Origin of the sequence: Actinospineispora eucalypti, assembly GCF_039543365.1 — a bacterium.
GTDB lineage: Bacteria > Actinomycetota > Actinomycetes > Mycobacteriales > Pseudonocardiaceae > Pseudonocardia > Pseudonocardia eucalypti.
This window is the reverse complement of the sequence record NZ_BAABJP010000001.1, coordinates 484,954-499,237: the sequence shown is the minus strand read 5'-3', so window position 1 is coordinate 499,237 and position 14,284 is coordinate 484,954. Positions and strand designations below refer to the sequence as shown.

At 72.9% G+C, this 14,284-nt stretch carries 15 protein-coding genes; 6 read left to right on the top strand and 9 right to left on the bottom strand.

The genetic code is table 11. From position 1 onward, the window contains the following. Positions 1-15: 15 nt before the first annotated feature. On the top strand, positions 16-804 hold the full coding sequence (locus ABEB12_RS02415) for an MBL fold metallo-hydrolase (RefSeq protein WP_425572204.1): 789 nt from the start codon (positions 16-18) through the stop codon (positions 802-804). 54 nt (positions 805-858) lie between these two features. On the opposite strand, the gene ABEB12_RS02410 is transcribed toward ABEB12_RS02415, so the two are convergent. The 3 genes from ABEB12_RS02410 to ABEB12_RS02400 form a co-directional block, all read right to left on the bottom strand. Continuing rightward, complete coding sequence (locus ABEB12_RS02410; protein ID WP_185058729.1) at positions 859-2,136, bottom strand: MFS transporter; 1,278 nt, start codon at positions 2,134-2,136, stop codon at positions 859-861. A gap of 281 nt (positions 2,137-2,417) precedes the next feature. Next, complete coding sequence (locus ABEB12_RS02405; protein WP_185058728.1) at positions 2,418-3,092, bottom strand: cyclic nucleotide-binding domain-containing protein; 675 nt, start codon at positions 3,090-3,092, stop codon at positions 2,418-2,420. Between the two features lie 182 nt (positions 3,093-3,274). Next, a complete protein-coding gene (locus ABEB12_RS02400) occupies positions 3,275-3,550 on the bottom strand; it encodes a hypothetical protein (protein WP_185058727.1) in 276 nt (91 codons plus the stop codon). Between the two features lie 154 nt (positions 3,551-3,704). Between ABEB12_RS02400 and nth the strand changes: the two genes are divergently transcribed. From nth to ABEB12_RS02380, 4 genes are read left to right on the top strand one after another with little or no spacing between them, the layout of a single operon-like run. After that, positions 3,705-4,496 (top strand): endonuclease III, encoded by a 792-nt coding sequence (gene nth / locus ABEB12_RS02395; RefSeq protein ID WP_425572189.1) that lies wholly within the window; start codon positions 3,705-3,707, stop codon positions 4,494-4,496. Next, positions 4,493-5,200, top strand: coding sequence for a redoxin family protein (locus tag ABEB12_RS02390; RefSeq protein ID WP_185058725.1), 708 nt, complete (start codon positions 4,493-4,495; stop codon positions 5,198-5,200). The genes nth and ABEB12_RS02390 overlap by 4 nt, the downstream gene beginning before the upstream one ends. Continuing rightward, positions 5,197-6,165: an NUDIX hydrolase gene (locus ABEB12_RS02385; RefSeq protein WP_425572188.1), complete on the top strand. Its 969-nt coding sequence runs from the start codon at positions 5,197-5,199 to the stop codon at positions 6,163-6,165. Before ABEB12_RS02390 ends, ABEB12_RS02385 begins: the two co-directional genes overlap by 4 nt. Continuing rightward, a complete protein-coding gene (locus tag ABEB12_RS02380) occupies positions 6,162-7,361 on the top strand; it encodes a MarP family serine protease (RefSeq protein ID WP_185058724.1) in 1,200 nt (399 codons plus the stop codon). Before ABEB12_RS02385 ends, ABEB12_RS02380 begins: the two co-directional genes overlap by 4 nt. A gap of 16 nt (positions 7,362-7,377) precedes the next feature. Here ABEB12_RS02380 and ABEB12_RS02375 read toward each other — a convergent pair whose 3' ends face one another. The 6 genes from ABEB12_RS02375 to acs all read right to left on the bottom strand — a co-directional run bounded on the left by ABEB12_RS02375 (position 7,378) and on the right by acs (position 12,847). Next, entirely contained in the window at positions 7,378-8,304 is a 927-nt protein-coding gene (locus ABEB12_RS02375; protein ID WP_185058723.1) for an alpha/beta fold hydrolase, read from the bottom strand. A 12-nt stretch (positions 8,305-8,316) separates the two neighbouring features. Further along, positions 8,317-8,805, bottom strand: a complete 489-nt coding sequence (locus tag ABEB12_RS02370; protein ID WP_185058722.1) for a phage holin family protein — start codon at positions 8,803-8,805, stop codon at positions 8,317-8,319. Between the two features lie 143 nt (positions 8,806-8,948). After that, a complete protein-coding gene (locus ABEB12_RS02365) occupies positions 8,949-9,398 on the bottom strand; it encodes a CBS domain-containing protein (RefSeq protein ID WP_185058721.1) in 450 nt (149 codons plus the stop codon). Between the two features lie 107 nt (positions 9,399-9,505). After that, the gene (locus ABEB12_RS02360) at positions 9,506-10,318 is read right to left on the bottom strand and encodes an SDR family oxidoreductase (protein ID WP_185058720.1); all 813 of its coding nucleotides are present in this window, start codon (positions 10,316-10,318) and stop codon (positions 9,506-9,508) included. Between the two features lie 76 nt (positions 10,319-10,394). Then, the gene (arfB, locus tag ABEB12_RS02355; protein ID WP_185058719.1) at positions 10,395-10,823 is read right to left on the bottom strand and encodes an alternative ribosome rescue aminoacyl-tRNA hydrolase ArfB; all 429 of its coding nucleotides are present in this window, start codon (positions 10,821-10,823) and stop codon (positions 10,395-10,397) included. A 44-nt stretch (positions 10,824-10,867) separates the two neighbouring features. After that, positions 10,868-12,847, bottom strand: a complete 1,980-nt coding sequence (acs, locus tag ABEB12_RS02350) for an acetate--CoA ligase (RefSeq protein ID WP_185058718.1) — start codon at positions 12,845-12,847, stop codon at positions 10,868-10,870. Positions 12,848-13,029: 182 nt separating this feature from the next. On the opposite strand from acs, the gene ABEB12_RS02345 reads away from it, so the two are divergent. After that, positions 13,030-13,803, top strand: coding sequence for a Fic family protein (locus ABEB12_RS02345; RefSeq protein WP_185058717.1), 774 nt, complete (start codon positions 13,030-13,032; stop codon positions 13,801-13,803). Positions 13,804-14,284: the final 481 nt, after the last annotated feature.

Below are 14,284 nucleotides of genomic sequence, written 5' to 3'. Positions count from 1 at the left end.
GCCAAGCGCGGACTGCTGCCCGGACGGCCGGAACACCCGCTGTACGAGAAGCCCCGCCAGGTGACCCCGACCGCCTCCGTGCTGCTCGCCGACAACCCCGGCCCGATGACCCTGGAGGGCACCAACACCTGGCTGCTGCGCGGGCCGGACTCCGAGCGGTTCATCGTGATCGACCCGGGCTACGAGGAGGAGGGGCACCTGCGGCTGATCGCCGAGCAGGGGCCGGTGGCGCAGATCCTGCTCACCCACCGGCACGACGACCACGCCCAGGGCGCCCGCCGGCTGGCCGAGCTGACCGGCGCCCCGGTGCGCGCGCTGGACCCGTCCCTGGTGCTCGGCGACGAGGGCCTCGGCGAGGGGGCGGTGGTTGCCGCGGCGGGCGTGGAGCTGCGGGTGCTGGCCACCCCCGGGCACACCTCCGACTCGCTGTGCTTCCTGCTCGACGACGCCGTGCTCACCGGCGACACCGTCCTCGGCCGGGGCACCACGGTGATCGACCACCCGGACGGCAAGCTGGGTGAGTACCTCGACTCGTTGCGCCGGCTGGCCGAACTACCCCCCGGGGTGGCCGTCCTCCCCGGCCACGGCCCGGAGCTGGCCGACGCCGGCGTGATCGCCCGCGAGTACCTGGCGCACCGCGAGGAACGCCTGGACCAGATCCGCGCCGCCCTACGCGACCTGGGTCCCGACGCGACGGCCCGCCAGATAGTCGAACTGGTCTACGCCGACGTGGACCAGATCCTCTGGCCCGCCGCCGAGTGGTCGGTCGAAGCCCAACTCACCTACCTGCGCACCCCCACCTGATTCAGTGCCTTCAGCAGGCTGATTCAGTCACTTCAGCAGGGTGATTCAGTCACTTCAGCAGGCTGATTCGGTCACTTCCGCGGGCCGAACCGGCGGCATGGGGGCCGGCGCGAGGTGCCGGCGCAGCAACCAGAGCAGCACGGCCAACGCCACCCCGGCGCCACCACCGGCCAGGAAGGCGACGTTGGCCCCGGCCGCCTCGACCAGCGCGCCGCCCAGCGCCTGCCCGACGGCCAGCCCGAGCACCGCCGCCGTGATCACCCAGCCGAACGCCTCGGTGGCGGTGCCGGGCGGCGCGACGAGCTCCACGCCCAGCGAGTGACCGGTCACCTGCGGGGTGATCAGGCAACCGGCGAGCAGCATGGCCGCACTCATCACGATCAGGCCGTGCGGGCCGGCGTTGTCCAGCCCCGGAGCGGCGGCCATCAGCATCACCGATATCCCGAACCCGGCCAGCAGCGCCGGCAGCCGATGCCTCAGCTCGCGTGGCCACGGCCGCAGCCCGTACAGCAACCCGGCCAGCACCGACGCGATCGACCAGCCGGACAGTAGCCACCCGGCCAGCGCCGGCTGACCCGCGTGCGTGGTCACCGCCGGCACCCCGACCTCCACCACGCCGACCACGCAACCGAAGCCCAGCGAGGCGATCGCGATGACCCGCATGCCCGGGCTGGCCAGCGCGCCCAACCCGGACCCCCGAGGGGCGCCGGAGGGACGGCGGGCGCGGACGGTCGGGGTCAGCGCGAAGCAGAACGCGCCGACCAGGATGCCGGCGACCGCCGTGACCAGGCCGGCCCCCGCCCACGGCACCACCGCGAACATCCACGCGGCCGCCGCCGGGCCGATGATGAAGAACACCTCCAGGCTGACCGCCTCGTACGTGTAAGCCGCCTCCAGCGCCTGGTCGCGCCGCTCGCTGGCCGGGATCAGCTGCGTCCACAGCGCGCGGGACGCCCCCGGCAGCGCCGGCGCGCTCAACCCCAGCGCCAGCGCGGCCGCGACCAGTACCGGCACCGGCAGCCGGTTCTCCACGGCGAGCACCAGGCCCGCCCCGGCGCACCCGAAGATCATCGTGGCGACGAGCAGCGGCCGGCTGGGGCCGAGCCGGTCGATGATCCGCCCCTGCAGCACCGAAGCGGTCCCCTCCCCGGTGAGCGCGGCCGCCGCGACGAACCCGGCCGCCGCGAACGACTGGTACCCGTGCTGCACGTAGAACAGCAACGCCAGCCCGAGCATGGCGATGGGGAACCGGCCGATTGCCGAGGTCAGCAGCGGCGCAATCGCACCGGGAGAGCGCAGCGCGGCGCGGTAGTCGGCAAAGGAGGCGGCCATCCCCCCAGCCTCACATTTTCATAGTCCCAAGGCGAACGACTTACCCCTCGCCCTCCCGCGAGTCGGGGATCTGGGTACGGCGAGTCGGGAGCTGAGGTACGCGCCGGAATCTGGGCCACTCCACCTCGTCGGCGCGACGACAGGTCAGCCCCGGTGTCGGGTCATGATCCATGAAGAGCCGGAGTGCGGGAAGCGGCGCGCCGTACCCAGATCCCCGACTCGCCGAACTCAAAATCCCGACTCGCTGTACCTGAATCCCCGACTCGCGGAGATGTGAGGGGTTAGCGGGCGCGGCGGGCCAGGCGTTCGGGTTCGAGGATGAGGACGCTCTTGCCTTCCAGGCGGAGCCAGCCGCGCTGGGCGAAGTCGGCGAGCGCCTTGTTCACCGTTTCCCGGGAGGCACCGACCAGCTGGGCGATCTCTTCCTGGGTCAGGTCGTGGGTCACCCGCAGCAGGCCGGACTCCTGCGAACCGAACTGCCGGGCCAGCTGGAGCAGCGCCTTGGCCACCCGGCCGGGCACGTCGGTGAAGATGAGGTCGGCGAGCGAGTTGTTGGTGCGGCGCAACCGGCGGGCGATGACCCGCAGGAGCTGCTCGGCGATGTCCGGGCGCTTGGCGATCCACTCGCGCAGCGCGGCGCGGTCCATGGTGAAGGCGCGCACCTCGGTGATGGTGGTCGCGGAGGAGGTACGCGGGCCGGGGTCGAAGATGGACAGCTCGCCGAACATGTCGGAGGGGCCGAACACCGCGAGCAGGTTCTCCCGCCCGTCCGGCGACTTGCGGCCGATCTTGACCTTGCCGCTGGCGATGATGTAGAGCCGGTCGCCCTGCTCTCCTTCGGCGAAGATCACGTGCCCGCGCGGGAAGTCGACCGGCTCGAGCTCACCGGTCAGCGCCTCGACCGCGCTCGGCTCGACACCCTGGAAAATGCCCGCGCGGAGCAGGACCTCGTCCATAGCCCCTCCTCAACTCGCGGCCGGGGAACGCCCCTCTGCGTAGGGAGTCCGCGCGGACCGGAACAGATCAATCGGACGGCAGTCTAGTGTTTGCCGCCAGCGCCGCGACCACCGTGACCCGCCCAAGTACCCCAAATACGGCCCATACGGGGTATATCCAGGGCGTTTCGCCCCAGTGAATCTTACGAAGCTACACGTTGCCGACGGTCGGCCTCGCGCGGTTGCGGATGGGGTCGGGGACGGCGGCCGTCCCGGTTGCGCAGCCGGAACAGCTCGAGTGCTCGGCTGGTACCGGACCGGAAGAGCGCCTTCACCTCGTCCGGGCGAGCGCGCTCCAGGAAGTCGTCCAACTCGTCCTGGCGGACGGCGGACTCGCGCATCTTTGCTTCGACGCGCTCCATGCCGAGGGCGAAGAACATCACCAGCAGCGGCACCAGGATTGCAAGCCAGGCAGTCATCGTGGGTCCGAGTCTCTCGCACCACGCGGTGCGTAGTCGCGGCGGGGGTGGCCGTGTCGCCAGGGTTCGCCTGGACGGTGCAGTGCGCTCACCCTGGGTACACATCCCGCGCCCGCTGATCGGGTTGTCAGGGTCCGGCCGTACCCTTGACCAGGTGACGAACGTCGCTCGATCGGCTCCTCAACCGAACAAGAAGCTCGCCGCGCGCATCGCCGCCGGGGAGAGTGAGCTGGGTCGCACCCGCCGCGTCCGCCGGATGATCCGCATCCTGGAGCAGGCCTACCCGGACGCGCACTGCGAGCTGGACTTCACCACCCCGCTGGAGCTCGCGGTGGCCACCATCCTGTCCGCGCAGTGCACCGACAAGCGGGTCAACGAGGTCACCCCGGCGCTGTTCGCCCGCTACCGCACGGCGGCCGACTACGCCGGCGCGGACCGCACCGAGCTGGAAGAGATGATCCGGCCGACCGGCTTCTACCGGAACAAGACGAACTCCCTGATGGGCCTGGGCGCGGCGGTCGAGGAGAAGTTCGGCGGCGTGCTGCCGGGCAAGCTGGACGATCTGGTCACCCTGCCCGGGATCGGCCGCAAGACGGCCAACGTCATCCTGGGCAACGCGTTCGACGTGCCGGGCATCACCGTGGACACCCACTTCGGCCGGCTGGTCCGGCGCTGGGCGTGGACCGCGGAGGAGGACCCGGTGAAGGTGGAGCACGCGGTCGGCGCGCTGGTGCCCCGGCCGCAATGGACCATGGTCTCCCACTACGTGATCTTCCACGGCCGCCGCATCTGCCACGCGCGCAACCCGGCCTGCGGGGTCTGTCCGCTGGCCGCCGAGTGCCCGTCCTACGGCGCCGGCCCCACCGAGCCGGAGCGGGCGGCCAAGCTGGTCAAGGGGCCGGAGACGGCACACCTGCTCGCCATGGCCGGCCTGGTCGCGCCATGACCCAACGCACCGGTCTGACCAGGGGCGAATGGCTCACCGGCGGGATCGTCGTGGCGCTCGGCGCGGCCGCGGTGATCGCGCTGTGGCCGTCGTCGGACACCGCCGGCCCCGGCGGCGGACCCGGTAGCGAACCGCCCCCGCCGCCCCCGGTGGCCTGGGACAGCGCCGAGCTGAGCGCCGCCCGGCGGGCCGCCGGCCTGCCGGCCTGCCCGTCCGCCGACGCCGGCGGGGGCGCACCGGCCGCCGACACCCCGGTGCCCGGCGCCCGCCCGGCCGGGCCGCTGGCCGGGGTGCGGGTGCCCTGCCTGGGCGCACCCGGCGAGGTGGAACCGGCCGCCGGCCTGGCCGGTCGGGACGCGGTGCTCAACGTCTGGGCATCCTGGTGCGCGCCCTGCCGGGAGGAGCTGCCCGCGCTGTCCGAGTACGCCGGCCGGCCGGGCGCGGTGGTGGTGCTGGGCGTGGACGCGCGCCGGGACCGGCCGGAGGCGGCGCTGGCGCTGCTCGCCGACCTCGGCGTGCGGCTGCCGGTGGTGGCCGACCCGGACGGCGCGCTGGCCGCCGCGCTGCGCATGCCGCCCGCGCTGCCGTCCAGCTATCTCTTGCACGCCGACGGCCGGGTCACCCGGTTGGAGCCGCCGACGCCGTTCCGCACGGCCGACGAGGTGGCCGCCGCCGTGGACCGAGCCCGCACGGCGGGTCGGTGAGCCCCGGCGGAGCATGCGGAGCCGGGCTGGGCCGGGCGCCCAGTTCGGCGCCCGGCGGTGACACCGGCGGAGCCTGTGGAGCCGGGCTGGGTCGGGCGCCCAGTTCGGCGCCCGACGGAGACACAGCCGCCTGCGACCAGGCAGATCCGAGGACGAACGGTGGCGCCCGCCCGGCCGGCGGCGCCGAGACGGACGGCGCGACCAACGGTTCCGCTCCGACGAACCGGGGCGTCGATCCGGCCGCGGCGCCGGAGTGGTTGGTTCCGCTGGTGCGCGCGGCTTCCACCTCGGACGCGGCCGCGCTGAGCCGGAACGACCTTCCGCCGCCCGGCGTGGTCGGCCGGCGCGCGGCGGTACTGGTGCTTTTCGGGCACACCGACCGGCACGGGCCGGACGTGCTCCTGCAGGAACGGGCCGGCGGCCTGCGCAACCATGCAGGTCAGGTGTCGTTTCCCGGCGGCGGCGTGGAGTCGGGCGACCGCGGCCCGGTGGCTACCGCGCTGCGTGAATCGGTCGAGGAGACCGGCCTCGACCCGGCCGGCGTGGCCCCGCTGGCGCTGCTGCCCGAGCTGTACATCACCCCGTCCGAGTTCCGGGTGACCCCGGTGCTGGCACACTGGCGCGAACCGGTGGCGGTCGGCCCGGTCGATCCGGCGGAGACCGCCGCCGTGCTGCGGGTCCCGATCGCCGAGCTGGCCGATCCGGACAACCGGTTCTCGGCCCGACACCCGTCGGGCTGGGTCGGACCGGCCTTCGACGTCGCGGGGATGGTGGTGTGGGGCTTCACCGGTGGTCTGGTGGACGCGCTGCTGCGCCTCGGCGGTTGGGAGCGCGACTGGCCGCGCGACCGGGAACTGGACCTGGACGAGGCCTGGCGGGCGGCGCGTGCGCCGTCCCGGGCGTTCGCCCGGTCGCGGGCGGTGGCGCTGGCTTCGCTGGCGCGGCACGGTAGGGGTGGCGGATGAGCTGGATCGACGTGTTGGTGCTGCTGATCGCGGTGCTGGCCGGAATCTCCGGGTGGCGGCACGGGCTGGCGGTGGCACTGCTGTCGTTCATCGGTGTGCTGGGCGGCGCGGTGATCGGCGTGCGGCTGGCGCCGCTGATCGCGCAGAACGTGGCCGACCCCACGGCGCGGGTGATGGTCAGCATCGGCGTGGTGGTGGTGCTGGTCGCGGCGGGCGAGGTCACCGGGGTGTACTTCGGCCGGCAGATCCGGGACCGGATCTCCGGGGAGCACACCCTGCGCGTCGACTCCGCCCTCGGCTCCGTGCTGCAGGCGATCACCGTGGTACTGGCGGCGTGGCTGGTGGCGCTGCCGCTGGCCTCGGCCAGCTTCCCGGCGCTGGCGTCCGGGGTGCGCGGCTCGAAGGTGCTCGCGGCGGTTGACGAGATCGTCGGCGGCGTGGCCCCGGGCGCCCGGCAGCTGCCGTCCGAGCTGCGCGCGCTGCTCGACTCGTCCGGCTTCCCGGACGTGCTCAGCCCGTTCGCCCAGACCCCGATCACCGAGGTCGGCCCGCCCAACGCGGCGCTGGCCAGCAGCCCGGCGGTGAAGCGCGCGGCGGACAGCGTGTTGAAGATCCGGGGCAAGGCGCTGCAGTGCTCGCGCGCGCTCGAGGGCACCGGTTTCGTGATCGCCAAGGAGCGCGTGATCACCAACGCCCACGTGGTCGCCGGCACCTCCGAGGTGAACGTGGAGCCCGCCGGCCGGCCCGGCCGCTCGCGCTCGGCCAAGGTGGTGCTGTTCAACCCCGAGGTGGACATCGCGGTGCTCGCCGTGCCCGGCCTGGACATCGACCCGCTGCCGTTCGCCCCGCGCACGGCCGCCGTCGGCGACGACGCGATCGTGCTCGGCTACCCGCTGGACGGCCCGTTCAAGGCCACCCCGGCCCGGGTGCGCGACCAGATCGACCTCAAGGGTCCCGACATCTACACGTCCAAGACCGTGGTCCGGGACGTGTACACGGTGCGCGCGGTGGTCCGCTCGGGCAACTCCGGCGGCCCGTTGCTGGCCCCGGACGGCTCGGTGTTCGGCGTGGTGTTCGGCGCCGCCCTGGACGACGCGGAAACCGGTTACGTGCTCACCGCGCAGCAGGTCGCCCCGTTCGTCAACCGCGCGCCCAGTTTGTCCAGCTCCACCGCCACCCAGTCCTGCTCGTCCTGACGGCGCCAGAGCGGGCTCAGCCGGTGAGGAAGTCGGCGAGCAGGCGGGTGGTGGTGCGCGGGGCCTCCTGGTGCGGGAAGTGGCCCACGCCGTCCAGCGGGCGGTACAGGTAGCGGCCGGCGGCGAACCGGGCGGAGTCGCGCGCGGTGCGTTCCAGGATGTACGGGTCGGCGGAGCCGTGCACCTGCAGCACCGGCACGCCGGCCGGGCGGGCCACCTGGGCGGCGAACCGCCGGCCGTCCGGGCGGGCCTGCGAGCGGACCGCCCACCGGTAGTACTCCAGCGCGCAGTGCGCCACCGTGGGGATACACATGGCCTCCCGGTTGCGGGCGGCGACCTCGGCGAACTCCGGCGTCTGGGTCCACGCCGGCCCGGACCAGGCGCGCAGCAGCCGCTCCACCGCCGCCCCGCCGTCCGCGCGCAGCGTGCGCTCGGGCCACACGGGTACCTGGAAGCCCAGCGCGTACCGGGCCGCGGCGCGCCGCTGGCCACCGGAGCCCAGCCAGCAGGCGCGGCGCAGGGCCAGCGGGTGCGGAGCGCTCAACACGGCCAGCGAGCGGACGAGCCGGGGGTGCAGGGCGGCCAGCGACCAGCCGATCAGCCCGCCCCAGCCGTGCCCGACCACGGCGGCGTCCCGGGCGCCCAGCGCGCGGATCAGCCCGCCGAGGTCACCGGCCAGGGTCCACAGGTCGTAACCGCGCGGCGGCTTGTCCGAGTCGCCGTAGCCGCGCAGGTCCACCGCGACGGCGCGGAACCCGGCTTCGGCCAGGCCGACCAGTTGGTGCCGCCAGCTCCACCAGAACTCGGGGAAGCCGTGCACCAGCACCACCAGCGGGCCGTCCCCACACTCGGCGACGTGCAGCAGGATGCCGTTCGCCGATACCGAGCGGTGCTGCCACGGCCCGGCGATGCGCACCGAGGAGGGGTCAGGCCCGGTCCGCACCGGAAGCGCGGTTCACCACCGCCCGGCGGCCGGGTCGGTGTCCTCCCGGCCGCGCTGGGTGAACACGCTCGCGGTGTCGCGCACCGAGCTGATCGTGCGGCGCGGCGGGCGGATCTTCCGCACCACCAGGAAGCCGATGAACCCGGCGACGGCGGCGGTCAGCGCCATCACGCCGAACACCAGCAGGTACGCCGACCAGCGCTCGAACCACAGGTAGGTGAGCAGCTCGGCCAGCGCGATGAAGAAGAACACCAGGCTGAAGATGAACACCGCCAGCGCGACGATGAAGAACCCGGCGCCGATGGCGCCCTTCTTCACCTCGGTGGTGAGCTCCGAGCGCGCCAGCTTGAGCTCGGCCCGCACCAGGTTGGAAACCTGGGTGGAGGCCTCGCGGACCAGGCCGCCGATGGAGTGGGTGTCCGGCGCCTCGGCGGACAGCGGAATGGACGGCAGCGCGGGTGGTACCCCGGCACCGCCGCTGCTTCGGGTCGGGCTGGCCACCTGGGCGTCCTCCTGCCGATCTGTCGGGCCGTGATCGTGAGCGCTATCGTGCCACGCGCCGCGCGGCGGCCGGATGGCGAGGCCTTCCCACGGCGCGTCGGGCTTCGGTCACGCCTCGGGTCGGGCTTCGGTCACGCCTCGCGTCAGGCTTCGGGGAGGAGCACCTCGAGCAGGTGCCCGGCGGTGACCAGGCCGATCAGGTCGCCCCCGGCCCGGCCCAACACCGCCACCGCCGGGCTGTGCGTGCGGGCCATCAACGCGGCGCACTCGACCACCGTGGCGTCGGCGTCCACCGAGGCCAGCCGGTCCTTCTTGGTCACGACCTCGCGCACCGTCCGGCGCGCGAGGTCGGCCGCGCACCGGTCGGCGGTGCGCTCGTCCAGCACCCGGGCCAGCGAGGGGTCGTCCAGCACCGGGCCGGGCACCAGCGCGCGCAGCAGGTCGGCGGCGGGCAGCACGGTCACCGGCCGGCCGTCCTCGGACAGCACCGCGATGCCCGGCAGCCCGTGCGCAGTGATCAACCGGGCGGCGTCCAACGCCGAGTCGTCCAGCCGCACCGTCGGCAACGGCTGCGCCAGCTCACCAGCCTTCACCCCATCACCCTAGCCGCACCCACCCACCCCACCCGCCCCCCTGACGCCGCTCTAACGCCCCTCTAACGCGCGGCCGGCGGCCGTGCCGCGGCAACGACCGGTCGCGGTTAGACGGCCTTGAGCCAGCCGGAGTCGACGGCGAAGTCGGCGCCGGTGGTGCTGGCGGAGCGGGGGGAGGCCAGGAGGGCTACCACCGTGGCGATCTCGTCGGGGGTGGCCAGGCGGCCGGTGGCCAGGTTCATCAGCTGGGCGGCGCCGCCCTCGAGCAACTCCTCGCGGGTGGTGCCGAGCTTGGCGGCGAGCACGTCGGCGGCGCCGCCCTGGTCAGTCCACCACGGGGTGAGGACCGGGCCGGGCGAAACGGTGTTCACCCGGATTCCTTGCGGGCCGAACTCCTCGGCCAGCGCCTTGCCGAAGTTGTTCATCGCGGCCTTGGCCGCGCCGTAGTCCACGTTGATCGCCGAGGCCTGCCGGGCGTGCCCGGTGGAGATGTTCACGATCGACCCGCCGCCGCGCTCCAGCATCGCCGGGATCGCCGCCCGGCACGCCCGCACCGCGCTGAACAGGTTGAACTCGAACATCGCGCGCCAGTCCGCGTCGTCGGCGTCGAAGAAGGAGAACCGGGGCAGGGTGGCCCCGGGCGGCGGCCCGCCGGCGTTGTTCACCAGGATGTCCAGGCAGGCGAACCGGTCGATCGCCCGGGCCACCACGGCGGCGGGGGCGTCCGGGTCGGTCAGGTCGACCGACACGTGCTCCAGCGCGTCACCGTCGCGGGCCAGCTCGGCCAGCTCCGGGGTGACCTTGCGGGACGCGGCGACGACCTTCGCGCCCTCTTCGAGCAGCGTCCGGGTGATGGCCAGGCCGATCCCCTTCGAGGCGCCGGTGACCACCGCGACGCGGTCGGTGAGTTGCAGGTCCATGAGTTCTCCCAACGGTCGTGTTGCTCGTCAACCGTGGGAACCCCACCGCCCTGGATGTGGTTGCACTTTCAACCACTCAGTCGTCCGGGCGGCGGCGGAGGCGTTTCGTCTCGGAACGGCGGGACTTGGCGTCCAGACGCCGCCGGCGCGCCCCGGCGGACGGCCGGGTGGCACGCCGGGACGGCGGGTCGGGAGCGGCGGCGGCGGTGAGCAGCTCGGCCAGCCGCTCCCGGGCGGCGGCCCGGTTGCGCAGCTGCGAGCGGTACTCGGCGGCGACCACCACCAGCACGCCGTCGGTGAGCCGGCGGCGCAGCCGGCGCAACAGCCGTTCCCGCAGCGTCTCGGGGACCGAGGGCGAGCGGGCCAGGTCCACGGCCAGCTCCACCCGCGAGTCGGTGGTGTTCACCCCCTGCCCGCCGGGGCCGGAGGACCGGGAGAACCGCCAGCGCAGCTCCCGTTCCGGCAGCAGGAACGGCACGGGGCCGGGCACGGCGATACCGTTCATCCCGCCCAGCCCGGCCCCGCCGGCCCCGGTCGCGTTCTGGTCGATTACTCCTCGCCCTTGCCCTCCCGCAGCCCGGACGAGATCAGGTCCATCACCGACGAGTCGGCGAGCGTGGTCACGTCACCGATCTCCCGGTTCTCCGCCACGTCGCGCAGCAGCCGGCGCATGATCTTCCCGGAACGGGTCTTGGGCAGCTCGTTCACCACCATGATCTGCCGAGGCTTGGCGATCGGGCCGATCTCCTTCGCCACGTGGTTGCGCAGCTCGTTGATCGCGTCGGCCCCCTTCGCCGCGTCCTCGGCGATGCTCCCGCGCATGATCACGAAAGCCACGATGCCCTGGCCGGTGGTCTTGTCGGACGCGCCGACCACCGCCGCCTCGGCCACCGTCGGGTGGGAAACCAGCGCCGACTCCACCTCGGTGGTGGAGATGTTGTGCCCGGACACCAGCATGATGTCGTCCACCCGGCCGAGCAGCCAGAACGCGCCGTCGTTGTCGTACTTGGCGCCGTCCCCGGCGAAGTAGTAGCCGTGCTTCTCGAAGCGGCGCCAGTAGGTCTCCTTGAAGCGCTCGTCATCGCCCCAGACACCGCGCAGCATGGACGGCCACGGCTTGTCCAGCACCAGGTAACCGCCGCCGCCCTTGCCCACCGGCTGGCCCTCGTCGTCCACGATCTGGGCGGAGATGCCGGGCAGCGGGCGCATCGCCGAACCCGGCTTGGCCGCGGTCACCCCGGGCAGCGGGGAGATCATGATCGACCCGGTCTCGGTCTGCCACCAGGTGTCCACGATCGGGCAACGCTCGCCGCCGATGTGCTCCCGGTACCACATCCAGGCCTCGGGGTTGATCGGCTCGCCGACCGAGCCCAGGAGGCGCAGGCTGGAGAGATCGTACTTGGCCGGGATCTCCTCGCCCCACTTCATGAACGTGCGGATCAGCGTGGGCGCGGTGTAGTAGATCGTGACGCCGTAGCGCTGCACGATCTCCCAGTGCCGGCCCTCGTGCGGGGTGTTCGGCGTGCCCTCGTACATCACCGAGGTGGCCCGGTTGGCCAGCGGCCCGTACACGATGTACGAGTGCCCGGTCACCCAGCCGATGTCGGCGGTGCACCAGTAGACGTCGGTCTCCGGCTTGATGTCGAAGACGTTGCGGTGGGTGTACGCGGTCTGCGTGAGGTACCCGCCGGAGGTGTGCACCACGCCCTTCGGCTTACCCGTGGTCCCCGAGGTGTACAGGATGAACAGCGGGTGCTCGGAGTCGAACGCCTCCGGGGTGTGCTCGGTCGACTGGTCGTCCACCAGGTCGTGCCACCAGATGTCCCGTTCCGGGGTCATCGGCACGTCGGTCTTGGTGCGGCGGACCACCAGCACGTGCTCCACGGTCGGCGTGTCGGTGAGCGCCTGATCGATGTTCTCCTTCATCGGCGCGGCGTTGCCCCGGCGGAACTGGCCGTCCGAGGTGATCACCAGCTTGGCCTCGGCGTCCTGCACCCGGGACCGCAGCGCCCCCGGGGAGAACCCGCCGAACACCACGCTGTGCAGCGCGCCCAACCGGGCGCAGGCCAGCATGGCGAACGCCGCCTCCGGGATCATGGGCAGCTGGATGGCCACCCGGTCGCCCTTCTTGACGCCGAGCTGGGTGAGTGCGTTGGCCGCCTTGCAGACCTCGTTCTTCAGGTCCGCGTAGGTGATGGTGCGGGAGTCGCCGGGCTCGCCCTCCCAGTGGAAGGCGACCTGGTCGCCGTGGCCGGCCTCGACGTGGCGGTCCACGCAGTTGTAGGCGACGTTCAGCTTGCCGCCGACGAACCACTTCGCGAACGGCTTGTCGGTCCAGTCCAGCACCTCGTCCCAGCGCCGCTCCCAGTGCAGCTGGTCGGCCTGCTCGGCCCAGAACGCCTCGCGGTCGGAGTCCGCGTGGGCGTACATCGCCTCGGTGGCGTTGGCCTGCGCGGCGAACTCGGCGCTGGGCGGGAAACTACGGTTCTCGGTGGAAAGATTGCTCAGAGTGACGCTGGAGTCGGTCAACTCCGACCTCCTGATTATGATCTTCGTATGCTGTGCTCGGCCCCCCGACACATGCATATGCGCTACCTGGGTGTCGAACGTAACTCTCGACGGTAGCGGGTGCAGGCCGCGCGCCCGAATCCGACCGAGGCTGTTGTGGCCTCGCGGGGTTCGACCACCCGAATGGCACAATTCCCGTTGTTATGCCGTCTAATCCTGATACTGATCCCGATCCGCTGGCCCCGCTGGTTTTGCTGCCCGGCGTGGCGGAGGCGGTCTCGCGGGCCCGCGAGGCCGTCGGCCGCGTACACCGTCACCCGGCGAACCGGCTGGGCTGGCCGGCCACCGCCGCCGAGGCGAACGTACGCGCCGCACGCGCCTCCGCCGCGCTGGACGGCGGCGACTCGGCGGTGCCTTCCTCCGGTGTGGTGAGCGATCCGGTGCTGGCCGGCGCGCTGCGGGTGGGCGAGGAGCTGGGCCGCCTGCTGCCCGTCTGGCGGCGCACGCCGCTGCAGGCGCTGGCCCGCTTGCACATGCTGGCCGCCGCCGACGTGGTTCCCTCGTCCTCGGCCGACGCCGAGCTGGGCCGGCCGCGCACCGCTCCCGGAGTCGCCGCGCGCCTGGACCTGCTGTCCACGCTGCTCGTGTCATCCCTGGCCTCGGCGCGCGTGCCGGCCCCGGTACTGGTCGCCGTCGTACACGGGGAGCTACTCGCGCTTGCGCCGTTCACCAGCGGAAACGGGGTGGTGGCTCGCGCCGCCGCCCGCCTCACCGGCATCGCCAGCGGACTCGACCCGCGCGGCCTGGTGGTCCCCGAGGTCGGTCACCTGCGCCGCCAGTCCGAGTACCGGTCGGCCGCTGCCGGTTTCGCCGAAGGCACCGAGTCGGGACTGGCTCAGTGGTTGGTGCACTCCTGCACCGCCTGGGAGACCGGCGCCCGCGAAGCCGAGTCCATAGCCCGCGCCGCCACCCCCTAACCAGCCGCACCTCCCCACCCAGCGAGTCGGTTTCCCACCCAGCGAGTCGGGGATTCAGGTACGGCGAGTCGGGGATTCAGGTACGGCGGGTCGGGCTCGTTGGGTCTCGTGAGTCGGCCGGCTCGCCCCCTGAGTCGGGTTCGCCGGTACGACACCGTGGCGAAAGCGCCGGAACTTGGCGCGGCGATCGACCCGCCGACCGTCGACGCGACCAGCCGCATCACTCAGCGCCGGCGATTCGGACCCCAGAAATGAGTCGGGCGGCGCCCCCCGGAGGGAACACCGCCCGACGCGTATGAGTTACCGGGATCCAGGCGTGCACTACGTGTCGTGCTCATGGCCTCGGCGTCCGGCGTCCCAGTACGCAGGCCCACGACGACATGCCTCCCGCGGCGTGCTGTGCGTGGAGTGCCCGGAACTCATACCCGGAGTCCTGGCTGGGGTGGACGCTGCTTCTCTTCCGCATCGCCCCTGGCCTGCC